This window comes from Sandaracinobacteroides sp. A072 (assembly GCF_052616365.1).
Genome location: NZ_JBQXGU010000003.1, coordinates 21,746 through 44,096 on the forward strand (window position 1 = coordinate 21,746; position 22,351 = coordinate 44,096).

The window sequence follows — 22,351 nt, forward strand, 5'->3', positions numbered from 1 at the left end:
CCTCCGGGCGCTATTCATGCTTTTGATGCATGCTGGTTACCGGATCGCACGGCAGGGCTGTTTTCAGTCGACCACGGGGTAGAATGGAAGGCCCCAGTTGTGACCGGAATTGTCCATCATGATATCGATGAAAACAGGCAGGAGAAAGCCGAGGACTGACGCGCCATCCCGCACCTGATCCCGATTGACCTTGCTGTTCCAGGTTGCGCCGCCATGCACAAGCTGATTGCGCAGAACATAAAGCCTGTCGAACATGAGCGAAAGGATACGGGCGGTGTCTTGCTTCCCCATGGCCGCTGCAATGGACCGCTGGCTGCTTGCCAGCCTGTCAGCCCAATTCTCATGGCCTGGCATGCCATTGTGGTGATTCCAGAATGGCTGAAATACATATTTGTTCGAAAGCAGCAGCCGGATTTCCTGTGAAAATCGCTGCCAGACGGCATTGTAAATGCGACGGTCCGCATCAAGGGCGACGAGCGTTTCGAAAAATGCCCCGAAGATGCCGCGCTCACCAATGATTTCAGATTTCACTTCAGACGCATAGGCCGAATTGAAGCCAACCCAGAGCAGGATGAAGCGTAGGTCGTCATCATCATGTTCGGCCTCAGCCCGGCCAAGCCAGCTGATGGCGCGGTGAACGCGAAGCGCCAGGCCATCTGGAAAGTCGTGGCGGATGGCCCGCTGCTTGTCCTTGAGGATCTGGAAATGTCCTGCAACAAGTTCCCGGCTGTCATTCAGGCTGCCCCCTGGCACTGGCACCACTCCCCCGCTGCAATGATATCCGCACATGGTTCATTTCAGTCTTCGCCTTCAAGGCCTTCCAGTAAAGATGTGAGTCCCCGGCCTTTCGACTGGACTTCCGCGCAACCCTGTTCAGGCATGGGCCTTCACCCTGCGTCAGCTTCATCTTGCGACATCCCGAGCAGCGGAGCGAGGAGGGGATTGGGGAAGCGGCGGTCGCGGGTGACGGCAAGAAATGTCTCCGTCAGCCCTTCGAGCTTTGCTGCTTCCAGCAGCGCGCCCGTGGCCAGTTCATCCTGCACGACGATGGGCGGGATGACGGCAAGGCCCGCATCCTCGCGCGCCAGCAGGCGCAGCATGGCCATGTCGTCGGCCTCGGCAGCGATGCTGACCACGATGCCAAGCCGGCTGGCAAGCGCGTCGAACCCGGCGCGAAGGGCCGTTTCAGGCGTGGGCAGGATGACCGGCTCCTCCTCGAGCAGGGTGGCAAGCGCGCGCCTGCCCGCACCGATCCGCGCGGGCGTGCCGATCAGGCTGACGGGCTGCTCGTCCAGCCGGTGCACCAACCATGGGCTGGACGCATCGCGTGGCGGCGCGAGGTTGGTCAGGACGACATCGAGCGCCATCGCATCCAGCCCGCGCAGCAGTTCCGCCTGGCCGCCCGAGCGCAGCACCACCTCGACATCCGGCCGCCCGATGAGCGGGCGCAGGAATTTCATCTGCAGGTTGCGCGACAGGGTCGCCAGCGCCCCCACCCTGAGCGCCCGTCGCCCCTGCCCCGCTTCCCGCAGCGTGGCGCTCAGATCCTCGGCCACGCGGAAGATCGCATCGGCGTGGTCGAGCGCAATGCGCCCGGCCTCGGTCAGAACCAGCCCACGGCCGCGACGCTCGAACAGATCATGCCCAAGGGATTGTTCCAGGATCCTTATCTGCGTGGACAGCGCCGATTGCGACAGGTTCAGCCGACGCGCCGCAGCCGTGAGGGACTGTTCGGTGGCCACTGCCCGGAAAAGGCGGAGGTGGTGAAGGTTGAGCTGCGCCATCGTTCTGTTTCCTGGATGAATATTGCAGATAATATGTAATATTATGGCGAGTTTCCAGAGGCTATCCAGCCAACCGGTTCCCTGTTCGAGGATAGCGCCGATGGATTTCCCCCTGTCTGCCCCCCTTGCCGCCCCGCTCGCTGCCCCGCTCGCTGCCCCGCTGATCCTGCTTGTCGTCGCCGCAATCGCGGCTGCGCGGCCGGGCCGGCGCCCCGGCCTGGTGCCACGCCTTGCAGAGGGCGCGGCGCTGGCGGCGCTTGCGCTTGCCGGGCTTGGCGTGCTGCGGCTGGTCCTTGCCGGGCCGGCCACGTTTGCGGCGCCGGGCAGCGCGCTTGTCGCCTTCAGGCTGGATGCCATCAGCGCCACCATGGCGCTGCTCGTCGCCTTCGTCGGCTGGATCGTGGTTCGCTATTCCCGCACCTATCTCGATGGCGAGGCGCGGGAAGGCCGTTTCCACGCGCTGATGCTGGCAACGCTCGCGGCCGTTCTGCTGCTGGTGCAGGCAGGAAGCCTGGCGGTGCTTGCGGCGGGCTTTGTCGCTGTCGGCCTGGGCCTTCGGCAACTGCTGCTTTTCTATGCCGAGCGGCCCGAAGCCCGGCGGGCAGCGGCCAAATTCACGCTGGTGTGGGGCGCCGGCGATCTGGCGGTGATCCTGGCCGCACTTCTGCTGTGGGCGGCCTATGGCACGGCCGACATCATGGCGCTGGGGGCGGCGGCCGCAACCGGCCTTCCGCTTGCAGCGCAGGCGGCGGTTGCCCTTCTGGTTCTGGCCGCAGCGCTCAAGACGGCATCCTTCCCGCTGCACGGCTGGCTGACCGAAGTGATGGAAGCGCCGACCCCTGTTTCGGCAATGCTGCATGCCGGCATCGTCAATGCCGGCGGCTTCCTGCTGATCCGGCTGGCGGATGCGGTGCAGGCGAGCCCCGGCGCGATGGCGGCCCTAGTCATGACCGGGGGCTTCACGGCGCTGTTCGGGGCCGTGGTGATGCTGACCCAGCCGGCCGTGAAGACCGCGCTCGCCTGGTCGACGGTGGCGCAGATGGGCTTCATGCTGCTGCAGTGCGGCCTTGGCCTGTGGGCGCTGGCGCTTCTGCACATTGTCGCCCACTCGCTCTACAAGGCGCATGCCTTCCTTGCCTCGGGCGGGGCGGTGCAGGCGGTGGCATCGGTGCACCGGCCCGGCCCTGTCGCGGTGCCCGGCCTTGGCGCCGTTGCCAATGCCTTCCTGATGGCCCTTGCCCTCTATGCCACCGTGGCAACGGGCTTCACCCTGCTGGCAGGCGAAAAATCGGCGCAGGCGCTGGCACTTGGCGCGATCCTGGTTTTCGGCGTCGCCTATCTCGTCGCGCAGGGCCTTGCCGATGCGGCACCCGCCGCCCTCACCAAGCGGACGGCGCTTGCGTCCGCGGGCGCGGCTATCGCCTATTTCGCCTTCCACCATCTCGCCGAGGCGCTGTGGGGCGGGCAGGTTCCCGCGACGCCCGCGGCCGGGCCGCTCGAATGGGCGCTCATCGTGCTCGCCCTCGTCTCCTTTGCCCTCGTCGCGGTTGCGCAGGCGCTGTTCCCGCTCTGGGCGCACCACCCGGCAGCAGCGGGACTTCGCGTGCATCTTGCCAACGGCCTCTACCTCAACGCCGTGCTCGACCGGCTGATCGGCGGTTTCAAGGCCGCGCGCCACCCCTGACATCAAGCCTGAGACCACTCCCGACACCAAGGAGGCAGACATGTTCCTCAAGTCCATCGACATCGCGCCGGCCCGGCTGACCGCCATAGTGAAGGCCGCCGAAGCCGCAGCCCGCGCCATTCCGCCCGCCTTCCCGCTTTCCGCCACGGTCGCGGTCAATCCCTTCCTCGGCCAGGCGGGCGAGGATCTGACGACCGCCTCGGCCCGGCTCGCGCGGGTCGCCGGAATCCGGCTCACCCGGCCGAGGGCGGCCTTTGCCGCCGAGGTGGCAGCGGGCCGGATCAGCGATGATGATCTGGCAGCGGCGCTGTCCGCCTGCCCATCACAACAAAAGCCCGGCAGCCTTGCGCAGCTGAAAGCGAAACTGGGCGAAGACGGGCCGCCGCCCCGCGCCCTGCCAACCGTTGCCGAACTGGCCGAAGGCGCCACGGGCACCCGTTGGCCCGCCGTGATCGCGCGCTGTTTCGGCCTTTGGGCCGCAGGGCGGTTCGATCGCGGTCAGGCCCTGTGGATGCCGGCGCCGGGCCAGGGCGCCTTCGCCGCCTGGCGGGAATGGGCAACGCATGACCTGACTCCCGAAATCGCGGGCCTGTCCGGCTTCTGCGCCCATGTCGCAGCCGCGCCAGACACGGCCGAACGCGCGCTGCTGCGCGCGGCCGAGCGGCTCGGGCTGACCGAGGCCGCCGCCCCCACCGTCTTTCACCGGCTGCTGATGGAGCTCGGCGGCTGGGCACAGCATGCCCGCTGGCTGCTGTGGGACGCGGAACTGAAGGGGGACAGCGACAGCAGCATCACGGATCTGCTCGCCATCCGCCTTGTATGGGAAGAAGCCCTGCTGGCGCATGCGCCGCAAATCGCCGGGGACTGGGCAAAGACGGTCGCGGCTCATGCCGAACCCGTGGCGCCAACGGCGGAGCAACTGGTCGATTCGATCCTTCAGGACGCTGCCGAACGCGCCCACCAGCGCCAGCTTGCCGGGATGCAGGGCGGGCCGGCGGCAGCGGCGGGGCGGCCAGCGCTTCAGGCGGCCTTCTGCATCGACGTTCGCTCGGAACTGTTCCGCCGCGCGCTCGAAAGCCTTGACCCCGGTATCGCGACGATCGGCTTTGCCGGCTTCTTCGGCCTGCCTGCCGCCCACCGGGCACATGGAACGGACGAGATCGCCGCACACCTTCCTGTGCTCCTGAACCCCACGCTCACTTCGACCAGCCATGCGGAACCGGCCACCGAGCAGCGCGCCCGGATCGCGGCACGGACTGCCCGCGCCTGGGGCCGTTTCCGGCAGGCAGCGGTTTCCTCCTTCGCCTTCGTGGAAGCAGCCGGGCCGTTTTACGGGGCAAAGCTGGTGAAGGATGCGCTGGGCCTCGGGCGGCAGCCCGCGCCGCAGCCAGCGCCCCGTATCGAAGGCGCAATGACAGCCGAGGCCAAGGCCGCGACCGCAGCAGCCGTGCTCAGGGCCATGAGCCTGACGAAAGACCATGCGCGCCTTGTCCTGCTGCTCGGCCATGGCGGGCAGGTGCGGAACAATCCACATGAAAGCGCCTATCATTGCGGCGCGTGCGGCGGACAGACTGGCGAGGTTTCCGCCCGTCTGCTGGCGCAACTGCTCAACGACCCGGAAACGCGCGCCGGGCTTCCGACCCATGGCATCGCGATTGCCGAGGACACGCTGTTCCTCGCCGGGCTTCATGACACCACGACCGATACGGTGACGCTTCACGAGGACAGCCCGGCACAGGCGCATGCAGCGGATATCCGCACCGCCAGGGTGTGGCTGGAGCAGGCGGCGCGCCTTGCCCGCATCGAACGGGCGCAGCGCCTTCCCGGCGCCCGGGCCGGAAACATTGCGGACAGGGCGCGCAACTGGGCCGAGGTGCGCCCCGAATGGGGGCTGGCCGGCTGCGCCGCCTTTGTCGCTGCACCACGCGCCGTGACGGCTGGCCGCGATCTTTCAGGCCGCGCCTTCCTCCACAGCTATGACTGGAAGGCGGATGAGGGCTTCGGCACGCTGGAACTGATCCTGACTGCGCCGGTGGTGGTGGCAAGCTGGATCAGCCTGCAATATCATGGCTCCAGCGTTGCGCCGGATGTCTTCGGGGGTGGCAACAAGCTCATTCACAATGTCGTGGGCGGGATCGGTGTGGTCGAGGGCAATGGTGGCCGGCTGCGCCCCGGCCTGCCCTGGCAGACATTGCATGACGGCGAGCGGCCGGCGCATGATCCGCTGCGCCTGTCGGTGCTGATCGAGGCCCCCATGGCCGCAATGGCGGAAATCCTCGCGCGGCATCCCGGCGTGCAGGCACTTTTCGACAACGGCTGGCTGCATCTCTTCGCCCTTGAGGAAGGCCGGATCGCCGCCCGCTACCGCCCGGGCCTTGCCTGGGATACGACCGACGACCTTGCAGAAGCCGCGTGAGGCATGCGCGTGCCTCATGCCGTACGCCCAGGCCGAAAAGGGGCTTTCTAGGCGGCGGCGCCCCAGGGGCCGGTGATGGCGATGGTGGCCGTCGGGCTGTAGGCGTTCAGGAACAGGACGCGACCATCCGGCGAGAAACAGGCGCCTGCCGGCTCGGTCTGCGTGCGCAGCGCGGCCAGCGGATAGGCTTTGCCTTCCGGTGTGATGCCGCGCACATGATTGGCGACGACATCCGTATACTGGTCCTCGCAGACAATGAGATGGCCGTTCGGGGCGATTGTCAGGTTGTCGCCATAGTTGAACTGGTCGGGGCTACTGCTCTCGAAGAAGAGCTGCAGGCCATCGGACGCGCCATTGCGCCCCGGCCGCAGCCGGAAGATCTGGCCCAGCTTCGCGGCGCCGCCATTGGTGCAGCAGAAATAGAGCTCGCCATCGCCCATCCACACGCCTTCGCCGCGCGCGAAGATGGCCGCGCTCTGCGCGGCACCACGGATGCGCAGATCATCGGCGGGCGCTTCCGGGTCATCCAGCTTCACCCAGCGGGCTGCATGCCAGCCGCCCACCGCGTGGGTGCGGCCATTCCAGTTGCGCGTGTCCGCCGGGGCCGCCGGGAGCACGAGCGCCTCGAGTTGCCCGCCACGGGCGAGGTCGCCCGGAACTGCGGGAATGAAGCGATAGAGAAGCCCGTCCTTGCGGTCTTCGGTCATGTAGACGATGCCGGTTGCCGGATCGACGGCGGCGGCTTCGTGATTGAAGCGGCCCATCGCCTTCAGCGGCACGGGATCGACCAGCCCCTCCGCCCGCGCGGGCACCTCGAAGACATAGCCATGATCCCTGCCGGCCAGAGGCCCGGCGCGCGTGACATCTTCCTCGCAGCTCAGCCAACTGCCCCATGGCGTCACCCCGCCGGCGCAGTTGCGGATCGTGCCGGCAAGGGACCTGTATTGCCGCTCCACCGCCAGCGTTTGCGCATCCACCACCAGGGTGGTGGTGCCGCCGGGCATCACGATGTTGCTGCGGGCAACCCGGTCATAGCCGGATGGAATGGCGCCGCCGCCGCTCTTGCCAGGGCGCAGCTCATGGTTGCGCACCAGCGCCCATTTCCCGCCGCCGTGATCGAAGCAGCCCATGCCATCGGCCGCATCGGGCACGGTCAGGCCATCGTCCATCGCATCGCCGAGGCGGCTGATGACGCGATAGGAAAAACCGTCCGGCAGATCGAGAAAGCCGGCGGGGTCAGGCACCAGCGGCCCATGGCCTGCGGCCTCGGCAAGCGCCGGGGAAATCGCGCCGCGGGTCGAGCAGCCGCTGGCCAGCAGGGCGGCGAACGCGCTGCCCGTGGCGGCAAGAAAGGCGCGGCGGCTTGTGTTCATCATCGGGCGCACATCCATATGTCCTGCATATCCTTCATGTCTTCCAGCGGCACCGGCCTGACTATCCGGGCCGGTGGCCGGTTCCCGCCATCCCGGCATGGTCGAGGCAGGCAGATGCATGCTTCCCCACCGGCTCTGAACCCGTTCGGCATATTGGCCTGCTGCGGTTACAGAATTGCGAACATGCAGCATTCCGCCAGCCATGGATTCCATGGCACAGGGAACCGCGCATGGCATTGCCAGCCGGCGCAACCAGCCTAAATGACGCTGTGGCCGGTTCAAGCCAGTTGCAGGCGGGGTGGCCGCCTCGTCAACAGCTGGATCGAAAGGCCGAAGGGGTGCGCCGATGATCAGCGGATACAGGAATGACGGCGGCCGGCTCAGGGCGGTGCATGACGCACTTGCGCATGACGGGGACCTGCTGTGGATCGATCTTCTCCAGCCCGAGGACGCCGAGGAGACCGGACTGGAGAAGAAGCTGGGGATCGACATACCCACATTGGAAGAGATGGCGGAGATCGAGATCTCCTCGCGGCTCTACAACGAGAATGGCGCGGCCTACATGACCGCCCTGCTGCCCGCCAACGCCGATGGCGACACGCCGGACATGAATGCCGTGACCTTCATCCTGAAAGGCGATCTGCTCATCACCGTCAGATATCATGATCCGCGCGCCTTCCAGACCTTCCGGCAGCGCGTGGAAAAAAACGACATGGGCTGCTCATCGGGGGAGGATGTCCTGATCGCGCTGCTCGATGCGATCGTCGAGCGCCTTGCGGATATCCTGGAACGTGCCGGACGTGACATCGACGGGATTTCGCGCAGCATCTTCCAGCACAACGGCTCAGGCTCGGCGAAAAACAAGGATTTCGGGAAACTCCTGTCCGGGATCGGCCACAAGGGCGATCTCATCTCGAACATCCGCGACAGCCTCGTCACGCTCGAGCGCATGGCCGGTTTTCTCGGGCAGGGCGCAGTCCAGCGCAAGAGCGCCAAGGACATCCGCGAAGGCATCAAGACCCTCTACCGGGACGTGCGCTCGCTTGCCGACCATGCCGATTTCCTGTCGCAGAAGATCACCTTCCTTCTTGATGCGACACTCGGGATGATCAGCATCGAGCAGAACGCCATCATCAAGATCTTCTCGGTGGCAGCCGTCGTTTTCCTGCCACCGACGCTCGTTGCCTCGATCTACGGCATGAACTTCGAACACATGCCGGAATTGCAATGGCTGCTGGGCTATCCATGGGCGATCGGCCTGATGGCGCTGTCGGCCATCATCCCACTCCTGTATTTCAAGAAACGCGGCTGGCTCTGAGAGGACATGGCATTGGAAACACTCTGGTACGATATCGGGCTTGTCGCAGCCGGGCTTGTCCTGCTCTTCATCGGGGGGGAAAGCCTCGTGCGGGGCAGCGTGAACATCGCCGAACGCCTCGGCATCTCGAAGCTAATCATCGGCCTTGTCATCATCGGCTTCGGCACCTCCATGCCGGAACTTCTGGTGTCCCTGAATGCGGCCCTGAACGGTGCGCCCGAAATCGCGCTCGGCAATGTGGTGGGCAGCAACATCGCGAACACGCTGCTGATCATCGGGATCGCCGCCGTGATCGTGCCCATATCCGGCTGGAGCCCGACGGCGCTGCGTGAAGCGGTGGTGGCGGGGCTTTCCGCACTGATTCTGTTCGGGCTTGTCCAGGGGCAGGTGATCACCCTGCCGGAGGGCGCGGCCCTCCTCGGCGCCCTCATCCTCTTCCTGGGGACAACCTACATGAAGGAGCGGCGCGAAAAGGCGGCCACGCTGTTCGAGATGGAAACCGATGAGTTCGAGGATATTCCGATCCGGCGGGCGTGGATGGGGCCGGCGCTGGCGCTGGGCGGCATCGCGCTGCTGGTTTTCGGCGCGGATCTTCTCGTTGACGGGGCAGTTTCCATCGCCCGCGACTTCGGCGTTCCGGATGCCGTCATCGGCCTTTCGCTCGTGGCGGTGGGCACGTCGCTTCCGGAACTGGCAACCGCAATCGTCGCGGCCATCCGGCGCCATTCCGACGTGGTGCTCGGCAATGTGATCGGCAGCAACATCTTCAACATCCTGGCCATATTGGGCACCACGGCAGTCATCCACCCCATTGCCGTCAGTGACCGCTTCCGCAGCATCGATACGCCGGTGCTCCTGGCGACTGCTATTGCGCTCATCCTCATACTCTTCGCCTTCCGCACGATCGGAAGGGGAATCGGGGCCGCCATGCTGCTGGCCTATGGCGCCTACATGATCTTCCTGTTCACGAACGGCATGACCGCCTGATCGCGCCCTGACCGAACAGACACCGCCGGTCCGGCGCGCGCCCCTGTTTCAGGGCAGCGCGCTGAAGTCGGACCGGCGGTAGCCTTCCACCATGGCGCGAAGGCCATCGGGCGCCAGCACCTCGACCTTGTCCCCCCATTGATAGAGATGCCAGGCCATTTCCAGCCAGCCCGAGGCCCGGAAGCGGACGATGAGGCTTCCATCCTCCTGCGGCTCGGCATGCTGGCCGGGGTGAAAGCGGAAGCCAGCCGCACGTTCCGCGGCTTCGGGGCTGAAGCGCCACACAACCTCGCCATATTCATCCGGGTGCTGCCACACGCCAAAGGACTGAGCCGCATGGTCCTCTAGTGAAAAATCCTCCGCCATCGCGAAGCTCTCGTCGAGGGTGCGGGCCTCGTGGATGAGATCGAGGCGGAAACTGCGAATCCTGTCGCCGCGATCGGGCTGGCGGGCAACAAGATAGGACCGATGCCCCATCAGCACGCCATGCGGTTCCAGCATGCGCGGCGGCGAATCCGGTTCCCCATAGCGGACCACAAGGCGGAACGGACCGCGCAGCGCCTCGATGATGGCATCGAGCATGGCGGGCGCAAGGCTCACGCGTGGCCCCGGCCGGCTGACATGGCCCATGGCGGCGAGCACCGCCTCGGCATCGGCTTCCGCCCGCGCGGCGTCACGGGCCGGCAGGCACGCCAGCAGGCCGTCGCGCAGGCCTTCAAGCGCCCGTGCATGGAGAAGGCGCCCTTCGCCCGTGGCCGCGCGCACGGCGATATCAAGCGCTTCCAGCCCGGTTTCCTGCCGTGGCAGCAGACGGCCGAGGCCAGGGTCGGCAAGCCGCCAGCGGCGCTTGCGATCCTCGCCATCGATCACCTCCACATTGGCGAAACACTCTTCCAGCGCGGTCGTCATGCGCTGCGCCGTGCGGTGGGCGACACCGAATTCGGCGCAGATATCCTCAAGCCCGATGCCGGAGCGACGGGCAGCGGCAAGCTGGGCGAGCCGGATGAGATCGCGGGCCTTGGAAAATGACATGATGCGCAATCAGCCTGCCAGTTTTTGACACCCGCACAGGCTATGACCGATTCTGCGTCCTGTCGAGATGCGATGCGTTGCCCACCCGATGTATGTCGGGCATGTCGCATCCCGGCAGACGCACCCCGTCGGTTTGTCTGGCCAGACAAACTTTCAGGGGGCCGGGCGGATCACGGCAAAGGAGCCAGATGCGGAACGCAGGCGACCACATCCTCTTTTCGGCAACCGACCTCATGCGTTTCACCGGCTGTGCCCATGCCACGGCCCTCGATCTTGCACGGCTGCGGGGCAAGGGGCCGGAGCCGCGCGAGGACGATGCCGATGCACGGCTGCTGCAAACGATGGGCGACGCGCATGAGGCGGGCCATCTCGCCCGGCTGAAGGCGCAAGGGCGGCATGTGGTCGAAATCACCCCCGGCGACCTTGCCACCGATGCGGCGGCTACACGCGCGGCGCTTGCCGAAGGGCCGGACATCCTGTTCCAGGGCGCGCTGCTTTCGGGAAACTGGGGCGGCTGGTCCGATTTTCTCGAGCGGGTCGAGCGCCCCTCGGCCCTCGGGGCTTTCAGCTACGAGGTGACGGACACCAAGCTGAAGCGCCGCCCGCACCCGAGGCATGTGCTGCAACTTGTCCTCTATTCCGATCTTCTGGCCGACGTGCAGGGAGTGCTGCCGGAACAGGCCCATATCGAACTGGGTGACGGAACGCGCGCCACGCTGCGGCTGGCCGACTATGCGCATTATGCCCGCGCGGCACGCGCACGGCTCGAAGCCTTTGTGGCCGAAACGCCCGAAACCCGGCCCGAGCCCTGCGCGGACTGCAGCCTGTGCCGCTGGTCTGACCATTGCGCGCAGGTCTGGAAGGCCGAAGACAGCCTCTTCACCCTGGCCAACATCACGCGCGCGCAGGTGAAGAAGCTGGAATCGGACGGCATCGACAGCGTGGCGCAGCTGGCGCGCCACGCGGGGCCGGTGCGCGGCATGGCCGCCGAAACGCTCGACCGGCTGAAGGCGCAGGCACGGCTGCAACAGGCGCGCAAAAGCGGCCCGCCACGCCACGAACTGCGCCCCGCCCGGGCCGGAAAGGGCTTCGACCTGCTGCCACGGCCGCAACCGGGCGATATCTTCTACGACATCGAGGGCGACCCCCATGTCGACGGCGGGCTTGAATATCTGCACGGCGTGCTGACGGAGGAAGGCTTCCAGCCCTTCTGGGCGCATGACCGCGCGGGCGAAGGCCGGGCGCTGGCGAAGCTGTTCGCCTTCTTCGAGGACCGGCTCCGGTGTTTCCCGAACGCAGGCATATATCATTACGCTCCGTACGAGATCACCGCCCTCAGGCGGCTGACGGCAAGGCATGGAATCGGCGAGGCCTTCCTCGACCGGCTGCTGCGCGAGCGGCGGTTCGTCGATCTCTTTGCCGTGGTGCGCGGCGGGCTGATCTGTTCCGAAAGCAGCTATTCCATCAAGTCCCTCGAAGTCTTCTATGATTTCGTGCGCGAGGGCGAAGTGAAGACGGCGGGCGGTTCCGTCGTCGCCTATGAGGAATGGCGCGAGACGGGCGAGGCGGCGATCCTCGACGAGATCGAAAACTACAACCGGCTCGACTGCCTCTCGACACAAAAGCTGCGCGACTGGCTCGTGTCGATCCGGCCGGAAGGCCCCTGGCCCACGGCCGCGGCCACCACGGCGGAAGACACGGAAAGAGACGATGATGTCGAGACGCTCAGGGCACGGCTGCAAGCCTCGGGCCTGTGCGAAAGCCGGCAGGCCATGCTCCTCAACCTTGGCGTCTTCCACAAGCGGGAGGCAAAGCCGGGCTGGTGGGCGATCTTCGACAGCCTCGGCATGGAGGCGGACGAACTCATCGATGACCTCGATGCGCTCGCCGGGCTGGTTGCCACGGGGCCGTCCGAGCCGGTCAGGCAATCCATGCGGCGGACCTACAGCTTCCCCCGGCAGGAAACGAAGCTGCGCAACGGTAGCAGGGCCTCCATCGCCACGCCCGAAAACTTCACATCCATCAACATTGAGCATCTGGACCGCAAGCACCGGACGGTGACGCTGACGATCGGCCGGAAGAAGGCCGATCTGCTCGCCGACCAGCTGACGCTGCACCCGGACGCGCCGCTGGATACCCGCGGCATCGCCCAGGCGCTGCGCGACGTGATCGAGGACCAGTGCGGGCCGCGCCGCTACCGCGCGGTGGACGATCTGCTTTCCCGCGCGGCCCCGCGCCTTTCCGGCCCCATGCCACAGGATGCGGACCCGGTTCTCCGCACCATCGAAGCGGTTGCCCGGATGGAGGAAACCGTCCTGCCGATCCAGGGGCCGCCCGGCACGGGCAAGACCCATGTGACCGCGCGCGCCATTCTTGCCCTGCTGCGGTCGGGCAAGCGGGTGGGCGTGGCCTCCAGCAGCCATGAGGCGATTCGCAACCTGCTGACAGGCTGCACAGCCGCCATCGAGGAGGCCGACCTGCCCTTCTCATGGGAGATCATGCACAAGCTCTCGTCCGTGGATGACGGCTATCCGGAGGACAGCCCCATCCTGCGCACGACCGACAATGCGCGCGCGGCCGTCGGCAGGCATGTGGTGGGCGGAACCGTCTTCTTCTTCGCCCGCGCAGAGAATATCCAGGCCTTCGACTGGCTGTTCGTGGACGAAGCGGGCCAGGTGGGGCTGGCCAACATGGTGGCCATGGGGCGCGCGGCGCGCAACATCGTGCTGGTGGGCGATCCGCGCCAGCTGCCGCAGGTGATCCAGGGCGCGCACCCGGAGCCCGCCAACCTTTCCTGCCTCGACTGGATGCTGGGCGAGCATGCCACCATCCCGCCCGACCGGGGCATCTTCCTGGACAGCACGCGGCGGATGCACCCGGCGGTGAACCGCTTCATTTCGGAACAGGTCTATGAAGGAAGGCTTGCCAGCCACCCGGATACGGCCCGCCAGAAGGTCTCAGGCACGGGCTTTCCTGAAGCCGGGGCCTTCTGGGTGCCAGTGGCGCACGAAGGCAATGCGCAGGTCGCACAGGAGGAAACGTCCGCGATCCTTGCCGCCTGCGGGCAGCTGCTCGCCGGTCAGTGGACCGGCATGGACGGGACATCAAGGCCCATGCGGCCAGCCGACATCATCGTCGTCGCACCCTATAATGCACAGGTGAACGCGCTCGCGGCCGCGCTTCCGGATGGAATCCGCGTCGGCACGGTCGACCGGTTCCAGGGCCAGGAGGCGGCCGTCTGCCTCGTTTCCATGACGGCATCCTCGGCAGGCGAAATGGCGCGCGGAATGGAATTCCTGTTCTCGCTCAACCGCATCAACGTCGCCATTTCCCGCGCCAGGGCGCTTGCGCTGATCTTCGGCGCCCCGCGCCTGCGCGAGGCGAAATGCGAGACCATCGAGCAGATGCGGCTGGTCAACACGCTGTGCGCGCTTCCAGGCCTTCCCGCCGGATAGCGGTGGCCGGGCTGGTTAACCCCTTCTGAACCGCCCGTTTGCAGACTGTTCAACCATGATCCCGCAGCAGGGACGACATGGTTCGAGGAAAGGGAGATTTCATCATGATGCACAGGATGAATCTGGCCGGGAAAAGTCTGGCCGGGGCGCTGCTCTGCGGTGCGATGATGATGGCCGCAGGCCCCGCCCTTGCAGGCGACCAGGAGTGCCGCGGGTCGCTCGGCCCGGCCAGGATTGACGGAAATCTGGTGGTTCCCAATGGCGCGCGCTGCAATCTGGGCAACACCCGCATCGATGGGAACATACTGGTCCGTGATGGCGCCAGCCTGAGGGCCGAGGGCGTGAAGGTCGGTGGCAATGTTCAGGGCGAAAACCACCGCCATGTCGACCTCAGGGGCGTGTCCGTGGATGGCAATGTGCAACTGAAGGACGGCGGATCGGCGCGCCTCTCCGGTCTGCGGGTCAATGGCGACATCCAGCTGTTCGGCAACCGCGGCATCCAGAGGGTTTCCGGCAATCGCATCGACGGCAATCTGCAATGCAAGGACAACCGCCCCGCACCCGACGGCGGTGGCAATATCGTCAAGGGCAACCGGGAAGACCAGTGCGCGCGCCTCTGACCGTGGCGGCAACAGTCATGCCGTGCATCGGCCTGAACGAACGACGGGGGCGGCTTTCGGGCCGCCCCCGCCTCCGTTTCGCGGCCCCTGAGGGCCCTGCCTCAGCCGCCGTGGCTCAGCCTTTGAAAGCCGGCTTCTTCCTGCGCACCAGAGTTTGCGCGGCGGTATATTCCAGCAGACCCTCGACACCGCCTTCGACGCCCATGCCCGACTGCTTCATGCCGCCGAAAGCCGCCAGCGGGGACAGATGCTGCGTCTCGTTCACCCAGACCGTGCCCGACTGGATGCGCTGCGCCAGTTCATAGGCCTTCTCCTCGTCGGCGGACCAGATGGAGGCACCCAGACCGTAATCGCTGGCATTGGCGCGCGCGACCACTTCATCGATGTCGTCGAACCGGATCAGCGGCAGAACGGGCCCGAACTGCTCCTCCTGCACGATGCGGCTGTCCTCGGGCGGGTTGTCGAGGATGGTGATGGGCACGAAATAGCCCGGCACATCGGACTTTTCGCCCCCCATCAGGAACGTATAGCCATTGTCCTTCGCATCCCGGATCAGGTCGAGCACGCGCTCATATTGCGGGCGGTTGTTGATCGGCCCGATCTGCGTGCCCTGCTGGGCGCCATCGCCTACCTTCACAGTCTTCGCATAGGCGACGATGGCGTCGCGCAGTGGCTCGTAGATATCCTTGTGGATATACATGCGCTTGGTGGCGATGCAGATTTGCCCGTTGTTGGAGAATGCCGCCCAGAAAAGCTGCTCGGCAATCTTTTCCACGTCCACGTCGGGCATCACGATCGCCGGGTCGTTACCGCCCAGTTCCAAAGTCACGCGCTTCAGGGTCGGCGCGGCCGATGCCATCACCCGCCGCCCGGTCTGGGTGGAGCCGGTGAAGCTGATCTTGTCGAAACCTGGGTGCGCGGTCATCAGCGGGCCGAGATGGTCGCCGCCGGTGATCACGTTGAGCACACCGGCCGGCAGGATCTCCTTGGCCAGTTCCGCGAACTTCAGTGTGCAAAGCGGCGTGAAGGGCGAAGGCTTCAGCACCATGGTGTTGCCGGCCAGAAGCCCGGGCGCCACCTTGAACATCGCCAGGATCATCGGGAAGTTCCATGGCGCAATCGCGCCCACCACGCCCAGCGGCACATGGCGGGTGATGGAGATACGCTCGTCGGAATCCTCGTTCACTGTCTCAGGCAGGTCGAGGGCGGTTGCCGCCTTCAGCCAGAAGCCCGCGCCCATGATCTCGCCCTGCGCCTCGTGGTGGGGCTTGCCCTGCTCGGCGGTAAGTAGGCGCATGAAGCCATCCGCATTGGCCATGATCGCGTCGCCCAGCGCGTTCAGCATGGCCTTGCGCTCGGCGATCGGGGTCGCGGCCCAGCCCGGAAAGGCCTTGCGGGCTGCGTCCACGGCCGCCTGCAGCTCGGCCTCGCCGCTGTCCGGCACGCTGGCGATGACCTGCTCGGTCGCGGGGCTCAGCACATCGAGGGATTTTGCCGCGCCCACCAGCGCGCCGCCGATCAGCATGCGGTAATCATTGTCGAATTGCATCGGGTATCTCCGTTCTCGCGCGTTTCAGGTCTGGCGCATGTCAGGGAATGAGGACGACCTTGATGCAGTCGCCGCGCGCCTGCGCCTCGATCGCCTCGTTGATCCGGGAAAGCGGGAAGGTGCGGATCAGCCTGTCGAAGGGGAAATCGCCCGCCGCGTGCAGCGCCAGCAGTTCGGGAATGAATTGCTGCGGCACGGCATCGCCCTCGATGATGCCGATGATCCTGAGGCCCGGCGTCATCAGCGCGGTGATGTTCACCGAAATGGCGGCCTCGGCCTCCTTCGGCACGCCGACAAGCCCGATCATGCCATGCGGCGCCAGATTGGCGAGGCCGGTTTCCACCACCCCGACATTGCCCGTCGTGTCGAGCGCGAAATCGACGCCCAGCGGCAGGATCGCGCGGATTGCCTCGCCGAGATCACCGGCGGCGGGGTCGATCACATGGGTCGCGCCAAGCTCGAGGCCCGTTTCACGGCGCGCGGCCAGCGGCTCGACGAGGATGATCGTGGCGCAGCCGCGCACGCGCCCGGCCATCACGGCCGCCAGCCCGACAGGGCCGCCGCCAAAGACGATGAGGGACGAGCCGGCCTTGCAGTCCATGGATTTCATGACTGCGCCTGCGCCTGTCATCAGGCCGCAGCCAAGCGGGCCGAGCAGTTCGAGCGGCAATTGCGTTTCCGGCACCTTCACGAGGTTCCGCGCCCGCGTCACCGCCAGCGCCGCGAAGGAGGACTGGCCGAAGAAGTGGGAGGAAACCGGCGCGCCATCAGCCCCGGAACAGGCGGTGGAGCCATCCTCCAGCCGCATGCCGGCATAGTTGAGCGGCACGAACTGCAGGCAGTAGCTTGGCAGATCCTCGTCACAGCGGGGGCAGGCCCCGCAGGAGGAAAAGCCCATCACCACCCGGTCGCCAACGGCGAAGCCCTCGACGCCCTCGCCCACGGCCTCGATAATGCCGGCGCCTTCATGGCCCAGGACACCGGGCTTGGCGAAGGCCTCGACCTGGTCGCGGAAGACGAGATCGGTGTGGCATAGCCCGACGCCCGCCACCCGAACGCGCACTTCCCCGGCACGCGGTGCCGTGACCTCTATCTCTTCGAGCGTGAAGGGCTGGTTGGCGCCGCGCGCGACAGCGGCCGTGCAACTGGTCATGAAAGGCTCCCGCAGGGTGGTGCAGGCCGGAAAGCGGCCGCCAGCCAGCTTGGAACGTCGCGGGCCGTCCGTCGACCCCGGCGTTTCGAGAGGCCAGCGTTTCGGCGGGCGTGGCGAACCGCACGCGGGCATGCGGCCGAATGGGGTCGCCCCCCAGTCAGGCGATGGCGAGCGCCGGGTCGGTCACGCTGTCCCGGCCATTTTCGAGCCGCCCGGCAATCCGCCGGCTGAATCCCGGAACATCGGGCGCGGTGATGCTGATGTCATACCAGCCGCCTGTCAGCGCCAGATCCCAATGATGGCGGCCACCCCCCTCGCCGCTCCAGTTACCATGCTGGCGGCCATAGGCATTTGAAACAGCCTCCACGCGCCCTTCCCCCACAATCAGGGCAAGCCGCATCGCCGTGCGATCGAGCCGCCAGGCAAGGCGCGGAGCCGTCTGGCCCGGACGGCCGGTGAAATGGCGGTGGAAGCCGTTGGGGCCGAGCACCCACAGATCATGGGCGCCATCCTTCAGCAGCCAGCGGCCGGAAAGCGTCTTGCCCGGTGTCAGCGTGTAGCGGCGCGGCGGCTTGTCGAGCGCCAGCCGGTCATAGACATGGAAGACGGCGGCGGCCGTCCCGTCGCAGGCGAAGCGGAGAGTGATGGCGTCGTCCTCCATCGCATCCGTCACCTCCAGATGGTAAGGCAGGGCACGCGACCGCCTGATGCCCGGCTCCTGCGCCGAGAACGGATTGTGCGCCGGCGCGTCCGGCACCGGCTGCTTCGGGATGAGCGCCGCGCGCGCGGCTTCGGGGCGCGGATCGGGCAGGGGCGCGGGCGCGGCGTTACCGGCGCGGGAGAAATCCAGACAACCGGCGAGATCCCCGCACACGGCCCGCCGCCAGGGCGAGATGTTGGGCTCCGCCACGCCGAAACGCGCTTCCAGAAAGCGGATGACGGATGTGTGATCGTAGACCTGCGAATTCACCCAGCCGCCGCGCGACCAAGGCGAGACGACGAACATCGGCACGCGCGGCCCAAGGCCATAGGGACGGCCCCTGAGTTCGGGGAGGTCGGATTTCCCAGCGCTTTCGCTCGGCACAAGATGATATTCGCCTTCTGTCAAAACAGTGGAGGCGCCCGAGGCTTCATCGTCCCGACGGCCCGGAGGGGCCGGCGGGGGCACATGATCGAAGAAGCCGTCATTCTCGTCATACATCACGAACAGGACTGTCCGCGCCCAGACAGCCGGGTTGGCGGTCAGCGCGTCGAGCACTTCGGCGGTATAGGCGGCCCCCTGTGCCGGGCTGGACGGGCCGGGGTGTTCCGAAAGCGCTGCCGGGGCCACCATGTAGCTCACCTGTGGCAAGCGGTTTTCCAGTATGTCCTTGCGGAACCGGTCGAGGGTGTGGGTCGAAAGCCCCCGGTCGAGAAGGGCCGGGTCGGACCCCGGCGTCCTGGCGTGGGCGCTCCGGAAACTGTGGAAGCCAGCCAGCGGGTTGTCGGTGAAATTGTCCGCCATGTCCTGATAGATACGCCAGTCTATGCCGGCCTGCTGCAGGCGCTCGGTGTAGCTGGTCCAGCGGTAGCTTTCCGGCCAGCCGCCGAGTTCGGCGAGATTATCGTGGGAGTTGGTGATCGCCGGCCCGCCATGGCTGCCAGCAGGATCATTGGTTCCGGTCCAGAGGAAGAGGCGGTTCGGGTTGGTGCCTGCGTGCATCGAGCAATGATAGGCGTCGCACAGGGTGAAGGCCTCGGCCAGCGCGAACTGGAAGCCGAGGTCTTCGCGACGGTAATGCCCCATGGCGCGGACGGTCTTGGATGCCGCCCAGGCGTTCATCCGCCCATTGTCCCACGCCTCTTGCGCATCCTCCCAGTGATGCGGCGTGCCCTTTACCCGCATCAGGTCGAAATGCTGGCGGGTGGATAGATGGAAGGGCGCGACAAGGCGGCCTTCGGCATCGGCCTGCCACCAGACAGGGCGTGTCCCGCCATCCGGACCCATGACGGGAATGGGGAAACGGTCCCCGAAGCCCCGCACGCCGGCCATGCTGCCGAAATAATGATCGAAGCTGCGGTTTTCCTGCATCAGGATCACGACATGCGCGACATCCTCGATGGTGCCCCGGCGTACATCAGGCGCGATCGCGGCCGCCCGGGCAATGGCTGGCGGAAGCATCCCGCCACCCGCAAGCGAGAGACCGGCAAGCAGAAAGTTGCGGCGGCTGGTATCGGCCATGATGGCAGGAATTCCTCTGGTGAGACTCTGTGACGGGACGGCGCAAACCGCGTCTGCCTAGCCGCCGCACATGTCGGTTTTGCGACAGCACTGCCCCAGTCAAACTTTTATGAAATCTAAACAAATCTGCAACAAGGCGCGCCCATAGGCCGCTCGCCCCGATGTCGATGCGCTTTGTTCTCCGCATCGATGGACGGGCTTGCCGGCGCTGTTTGGCTGCCCCCCGCAGGCCGGCGGAAACCGACATAAACAGACCATATTCAGGGAGTCTCGACTTGAAGACCATCCATCTGGGTGCCGCCGCGCTCGCCGCAATTGCCTGGGCCTCCGTCGCCCAGGCGGCCGACACCGCAGTCGCCGATTCATCGGCTGCCGCGGCCGATGTTGCCGGGGCCGATGCAGCCGGCGCCCTTGGCGAAAGCATCATCGTCACAGCTGGCCGCGCCACCTATGCGGTCTCCGAAGTGACGCCGGAAATGATCCGGCGCCAGGCGCCGATCGCCAGCGTCAACACAGTCATCAGCGAACTGCCCGGCGTGCTTGTCACCGAAGCCGACGCCTTCGGCTCTGCCGACTGGGTCACCAACATCACCATCCGCGGCTTCTCGACCAATGATGGCCACATCGGCACCACCATCGACGGTGTGCCCAACGGCGGCTCCTCCTATGGTGGCGGCTCCAAGGCGAACCGCTACCTCGACGTGCAGAACCTGCAGACGGTCGCGGTTTCGCAGGGCACGGCCGACATTTCCTCGCGCACCAATGAATCGCTTGGCGGCACGCTGGATTACCAGACATCGAACCCGGAAGGCGAACGCCGCTACCGCTTCAGCGCCGCCACGGGCGACTTCGGCGGGCGCAAGCTCTACGCCCGTGTCGATACCGGCGAGATCCTTCCCGGCACCTATGCCTGGATCAGCGCCTCGACCTCCCGCGTGAAGGACTGGGTGGCCCAGTCCGACACCACCAGCCGCGACCATTTCGCCGGCAAGATCACCAGCGATCTCGGCAAGGTGGACCTTACCGGCTACGTCTCCTTCGACGATGCCAATGAAGGCGAATATGGCAGCGTATCGCTGGAAAGCTTCCGGCAGAACCCGGATTTCGACGGGCTGACAAGCAACTGGACCGGCATCCCCTATCTCGACCAGAATTTCCGCTCCGGCTCGCGCGCGCTTCGCAAGAACCTGTTCGGCTATCTGCGTGGCAATGTGGATCTTGGCGAAGTGAAGCTCATCGCGACCGCCTATGGCCACACGATGCGCGGCCGGGGGGACTGGCTGCCGCCCTATCTCGTCGACGTGACGGATGATGGCGCAGGCAACACCAACAGCGAGTTCGACCGTTCGAATACGGTTTTCGGCGGCGCCTCGCTGGGCCGCATCTTCTACGTGACCCCGAATGGCGCCACGGCCCCGATGATCGCGGGTTGCGCCGGCAGCGCTGGCCTTCCGGCCGACTATGACCCGTCCTGCTATGCTGCCGGCAGCAGCCCGGTCATGTCCTATCGGCACACCCACTACAAGAACCGCCGCCTCGGCACGATGGTCGACGTGAACTGGGAAAAGGATTTCGGCCAGGTCGAGAACCTGCTTCGCGCCGGAATCTGGTATGAAAACGGCAAGTCCACCGTCATCCGCGACTGGCACAAGGTCACAGACGCCCGGTCCAGCCTCCAGTTTGATGGCGTCCCCTATTGGGTCCAGTATGAGCGGGACTATGGGCTGGACGAGTTCGTCTATTATGTGGACGACAGCATCACCTTCGGCGATTTCACGGTGCGTGCCGGCCTGAAGCAGTATTTCATCGACCAGTCGCGCACCGGCGTCATCGGGGACATGCTGGAAACCAGCATGAACTATCATTCCGATCCGCTGTTTTCGGCAGGCATCAACTATCGCCCCCTGCCGGAACTGGAGATTTTCGCCGGCTATGCGCAGAACTTCGCCGCCCTCAGGCGCGGCCTGCTGGATGAGGATGAAAGCGTCCGCCGCGAGATCCGGCCCGAAACGGCCGACAGCATCGAGGCGGGCCTGCGCTTCAGCAACCAGCGGGTGAACGCGTCGATCACCGTCTATGACATCAAGTTCGACAACCGGGTGGTCTTTGTCCCGTCGAACTTCGTCACCGGGATCGATTATCTGAGCGAGGTGGACGGCGTCTACCTGAACGTCGGCGGGGTGAAGAGCTCCGGCGTCGAGGCGGCCCTTGCCTACCGGATCACGCCGGAACTGAGCATCTCCTCCTCCTATTCCTACAACCGCGCCAAATATCTCGGCACGGGCGATGCGGCGCGGGACGTGGAACTGGGCATCATCCCCGGCGTGCAGGTTTTTAACACGCCAAAGCACATGCTGGTCGGCGCGCTCGACTATGCCGGCGAAATCTTCCGCGCCGGCCTCTCGACGAAATATGTCAGCAGCCGCTTCATCGACCGTCAGGGCATCGACCCGAGCGGCTCCTTCTGGCTGACCAACGCCTATCTCGGCATTGCCGTGGGTGACATCGCGCCCGCCCTCAAGGGTCTCGATTTCGCCATCACGGTGAACAACCTGACCAACGAACGCTATCTGGCCGGCGCCGACGGCGGCTCCGCCTTCCTGGGCGCGCCGCGCACCATCATGGGCGCCTTCACGATCGACTTCTGATCGTCACGCAAGGCCTCGGGGCCGGGCCGGAGCATGTCTTCCGGCCCGGCCTTTCTTTTATGCCCTGCACGGGCAGCCAGCCTCGCCTTTCAGCCGGGATTGTCACCCCGG

General features: G+C 66.1%; 14 protein-coding genes. 7 read left to right on the forward strand and 7 right to left on the reverse strand.

Going from position 1 to position 22,351, the window contains the following annotated elements; all coding sequences use genetic code 11:
- Positions 1-63: 63 nt before the first annotated feature.
- Together ACUJ46_RS09140 and ACUJ46_RS09145 are read right to left on the reverse strand one after the other, a co-directional pair.
- Complete coding sequence (locus ACUJ46_RS09140) at positions 64-753, reverse strand: hypothetical protein (protein ID WP_445390173.1); 690 nt, start codon at positions 751-753, stop codon at positions 64-66.
- Positions 754-887: 134 nt separating this feature from the next.
- Positions 888-1,784 (reverse strand): LysR family transcriptional regulator, encoded by an 897-nt coding sequence (locus ACUJ46_RS09145; RefSeq protein ID WP_445390174.1) that lies wholly within the window; start codon positions 1,782-1,784, stop codon positions 888-890.
- 100 nt (positions 1,785-1,884) lie between these two features.
- Here ACUJ46_RS09145 and ACUJ46_RS09150 point away from each other — a divergent pair, with 100 nt between their 5' ends.
- On the forward strand, positions 1,885-3,468 hold the full coding sequence (locus tag ACUJ46_RS09150) for a proton-conducting transporter transmembrane domain-containing protein (protein ID WP_445390175.1): 1,584 nt from the start codon (positions 1,885-1,887) through the stop codon (positions 3,466-3,468).
- Positions 3,469-3,508: 40 nt separating this feature from the next.
- Entirely contained in the window at positions 3,509-5,884 is a 2,376-nt protein-coding gene (locus ACUJ46_RS09155; protein ID WP_445390176.1) for a YbcC family protein, read from the forward strand.
- 47 nt (positions 5,885-5,931) lie between these two features.
- Here the strand turns inward: ACUJ46_RS09155 and ACUJ46_RS09160 are convergent, their stop codons facing one another.
- Positions 5,932-7,260, reverse strand: a complete 1,329-nt coding sequence (locus ACUJ46_RS09160) for an alkaline phosphatase PhoX (RefSeq protein WP_445390177.1) — start codon at positions 7,258-7,260, stop codon at positions 5,932-5,934.
- 343 nt (positions 7,261-7,603) lie between these two features.
- Here ACUJ46_RS09160 and corA point away from each other — a divergent pair, with 343 nt between their 5' ends.
- Together corA and ACUJ46_RS09170 are read left to right on the forward strand one after the other, a co-directional pair.
- Complete coding sequence (gene corA / locus ACUJ46_RS09165) at positions 7,604-8,575, forward strand: magnesium/cobalt transporter CorA (protein ID WP_445390178.1); 972 nt, start codon at positions 7,604-7,606, stop codon at positions 8,573-8,575.
- Positions 8,576-8,581: 6 nt separating this feature from the next.
- Positions 8,582-9,562: a calcium/sodium antiporter gene (locus ACUJ46_RS09170; protein WP_445390179.1), complete on the forward strand. Its 981-nt coding sequence runs from the start codon at positions 8,582-8,584 to the stop codon at positions 9,560-9,562.
- 48 nt (positions 9,563-9,610) lie between these two features.
- On the opposite strand, the gene ACUJ46_RS09175 is transcribed toward ACUJ46_RS09170, so the two are convergent.
- Positions 9,611-10,594, reverse strand: coding sequence for a helix-turn-helix transcriptional regulator (locus tag ACUJ46_RS09175; protein WP_445390180.1), 984 nt, complete (start codon positions 10,592-10,594; stop codon positions 9,611-9,613).
- 188 nt (positions 10,595-10,782) lie between these two features.
- Between ACUJ46_RS09175 and ACUJ46_RS09180 the strand changes: the two genes are divergently transcribed.
- Positions 10,783-14,049 carry a TM0106 family RecB-like putative nuclease gene (locus ACUJ46_RS09180; RefSeq protein WP_445390181.1) on the forward strand — a complete coding sequence of 1,089 codons (3,267 nt, stop codon included), beginning with the start codon at positions 10,783-10,785 and terminating at the stop codon, positions 14,047-14,049.
- 104 nt (positions 14,050-14,153) lie between these two features.
- Positions 14,154-14,669, forward strand: a complete 516-nt coding sequence (locus tag ACUJ46_RS09185) for a hypothetical protein (protein WP_445390182.1) — start codon at positions 14,154-14,156, stop codon at positions 14,667-14,669.
- Between the two features lie 115 nt (positions 14,670-14,784).
- Here ACUJ46_RS09185 and ACUJ46_RS09190 read toward each other — a convergent pair whose 3' ends face one another.
- The 3 genes from ACUJ46_RS09190 to ACUJ46_RS09200 form a co-directional block, all read right to left on the reverse strand.
- Complete coding sequence (locus ACUJ46_RS09190; protein WP_445390183.1) at positions 14,785-16,218, reverse strand: aldehyde dehydrogenase family protein; 1,434 nt, start codon at positions 16,216-16,218, stop codon at positions 14,785-14,787.
- A gap of 40 nt (positions 16,219-16,258) precedes the next feature.
- A complete protein-coding gene (locus tag ACUJ46_RS09195; RefSeq protein ID WP_445390184.1) occupies positions 16,259-17,371 on the reverse strand; it encodes an NAD(P)-dependent alcohol dehydrogenase in 1,113 nt (370 codons plus the stop codon).
- A 157-nt stretch (positions 17,372-17,528) separates the two neighbouring features.
- Positions 17,529-19,592: a phosphocholine-specific phospholipase C gene (locus ACUJ46_RS09200; protein WP_445390185.1), complete on the reverse strand. Its 2,064-nt coding sequence runs from the start codon at positions 19,590-19,592 to the stop codon at positions 17,529-17,531.
- Between the two features lie 275 nt (positions 19,593-19,867).
- On the opposite strand from ACUJ46_RS09200, the gene ACUJ46_RS09205 reads away from it, so the two are divergent.
- A complete protein-coding gene (locus tag ACUJ46_RS09205) occupies positions 19,868-22,240 on the forward strand; it encodes a TonB-dependent receptor (RefSeq protein ID WP_445390186.1) in 2,373 nt (790 codons plus the stop codon).
- The last annotated feature ends 111 nt before the right edge of the window (positions 22,241-22,351 follow it).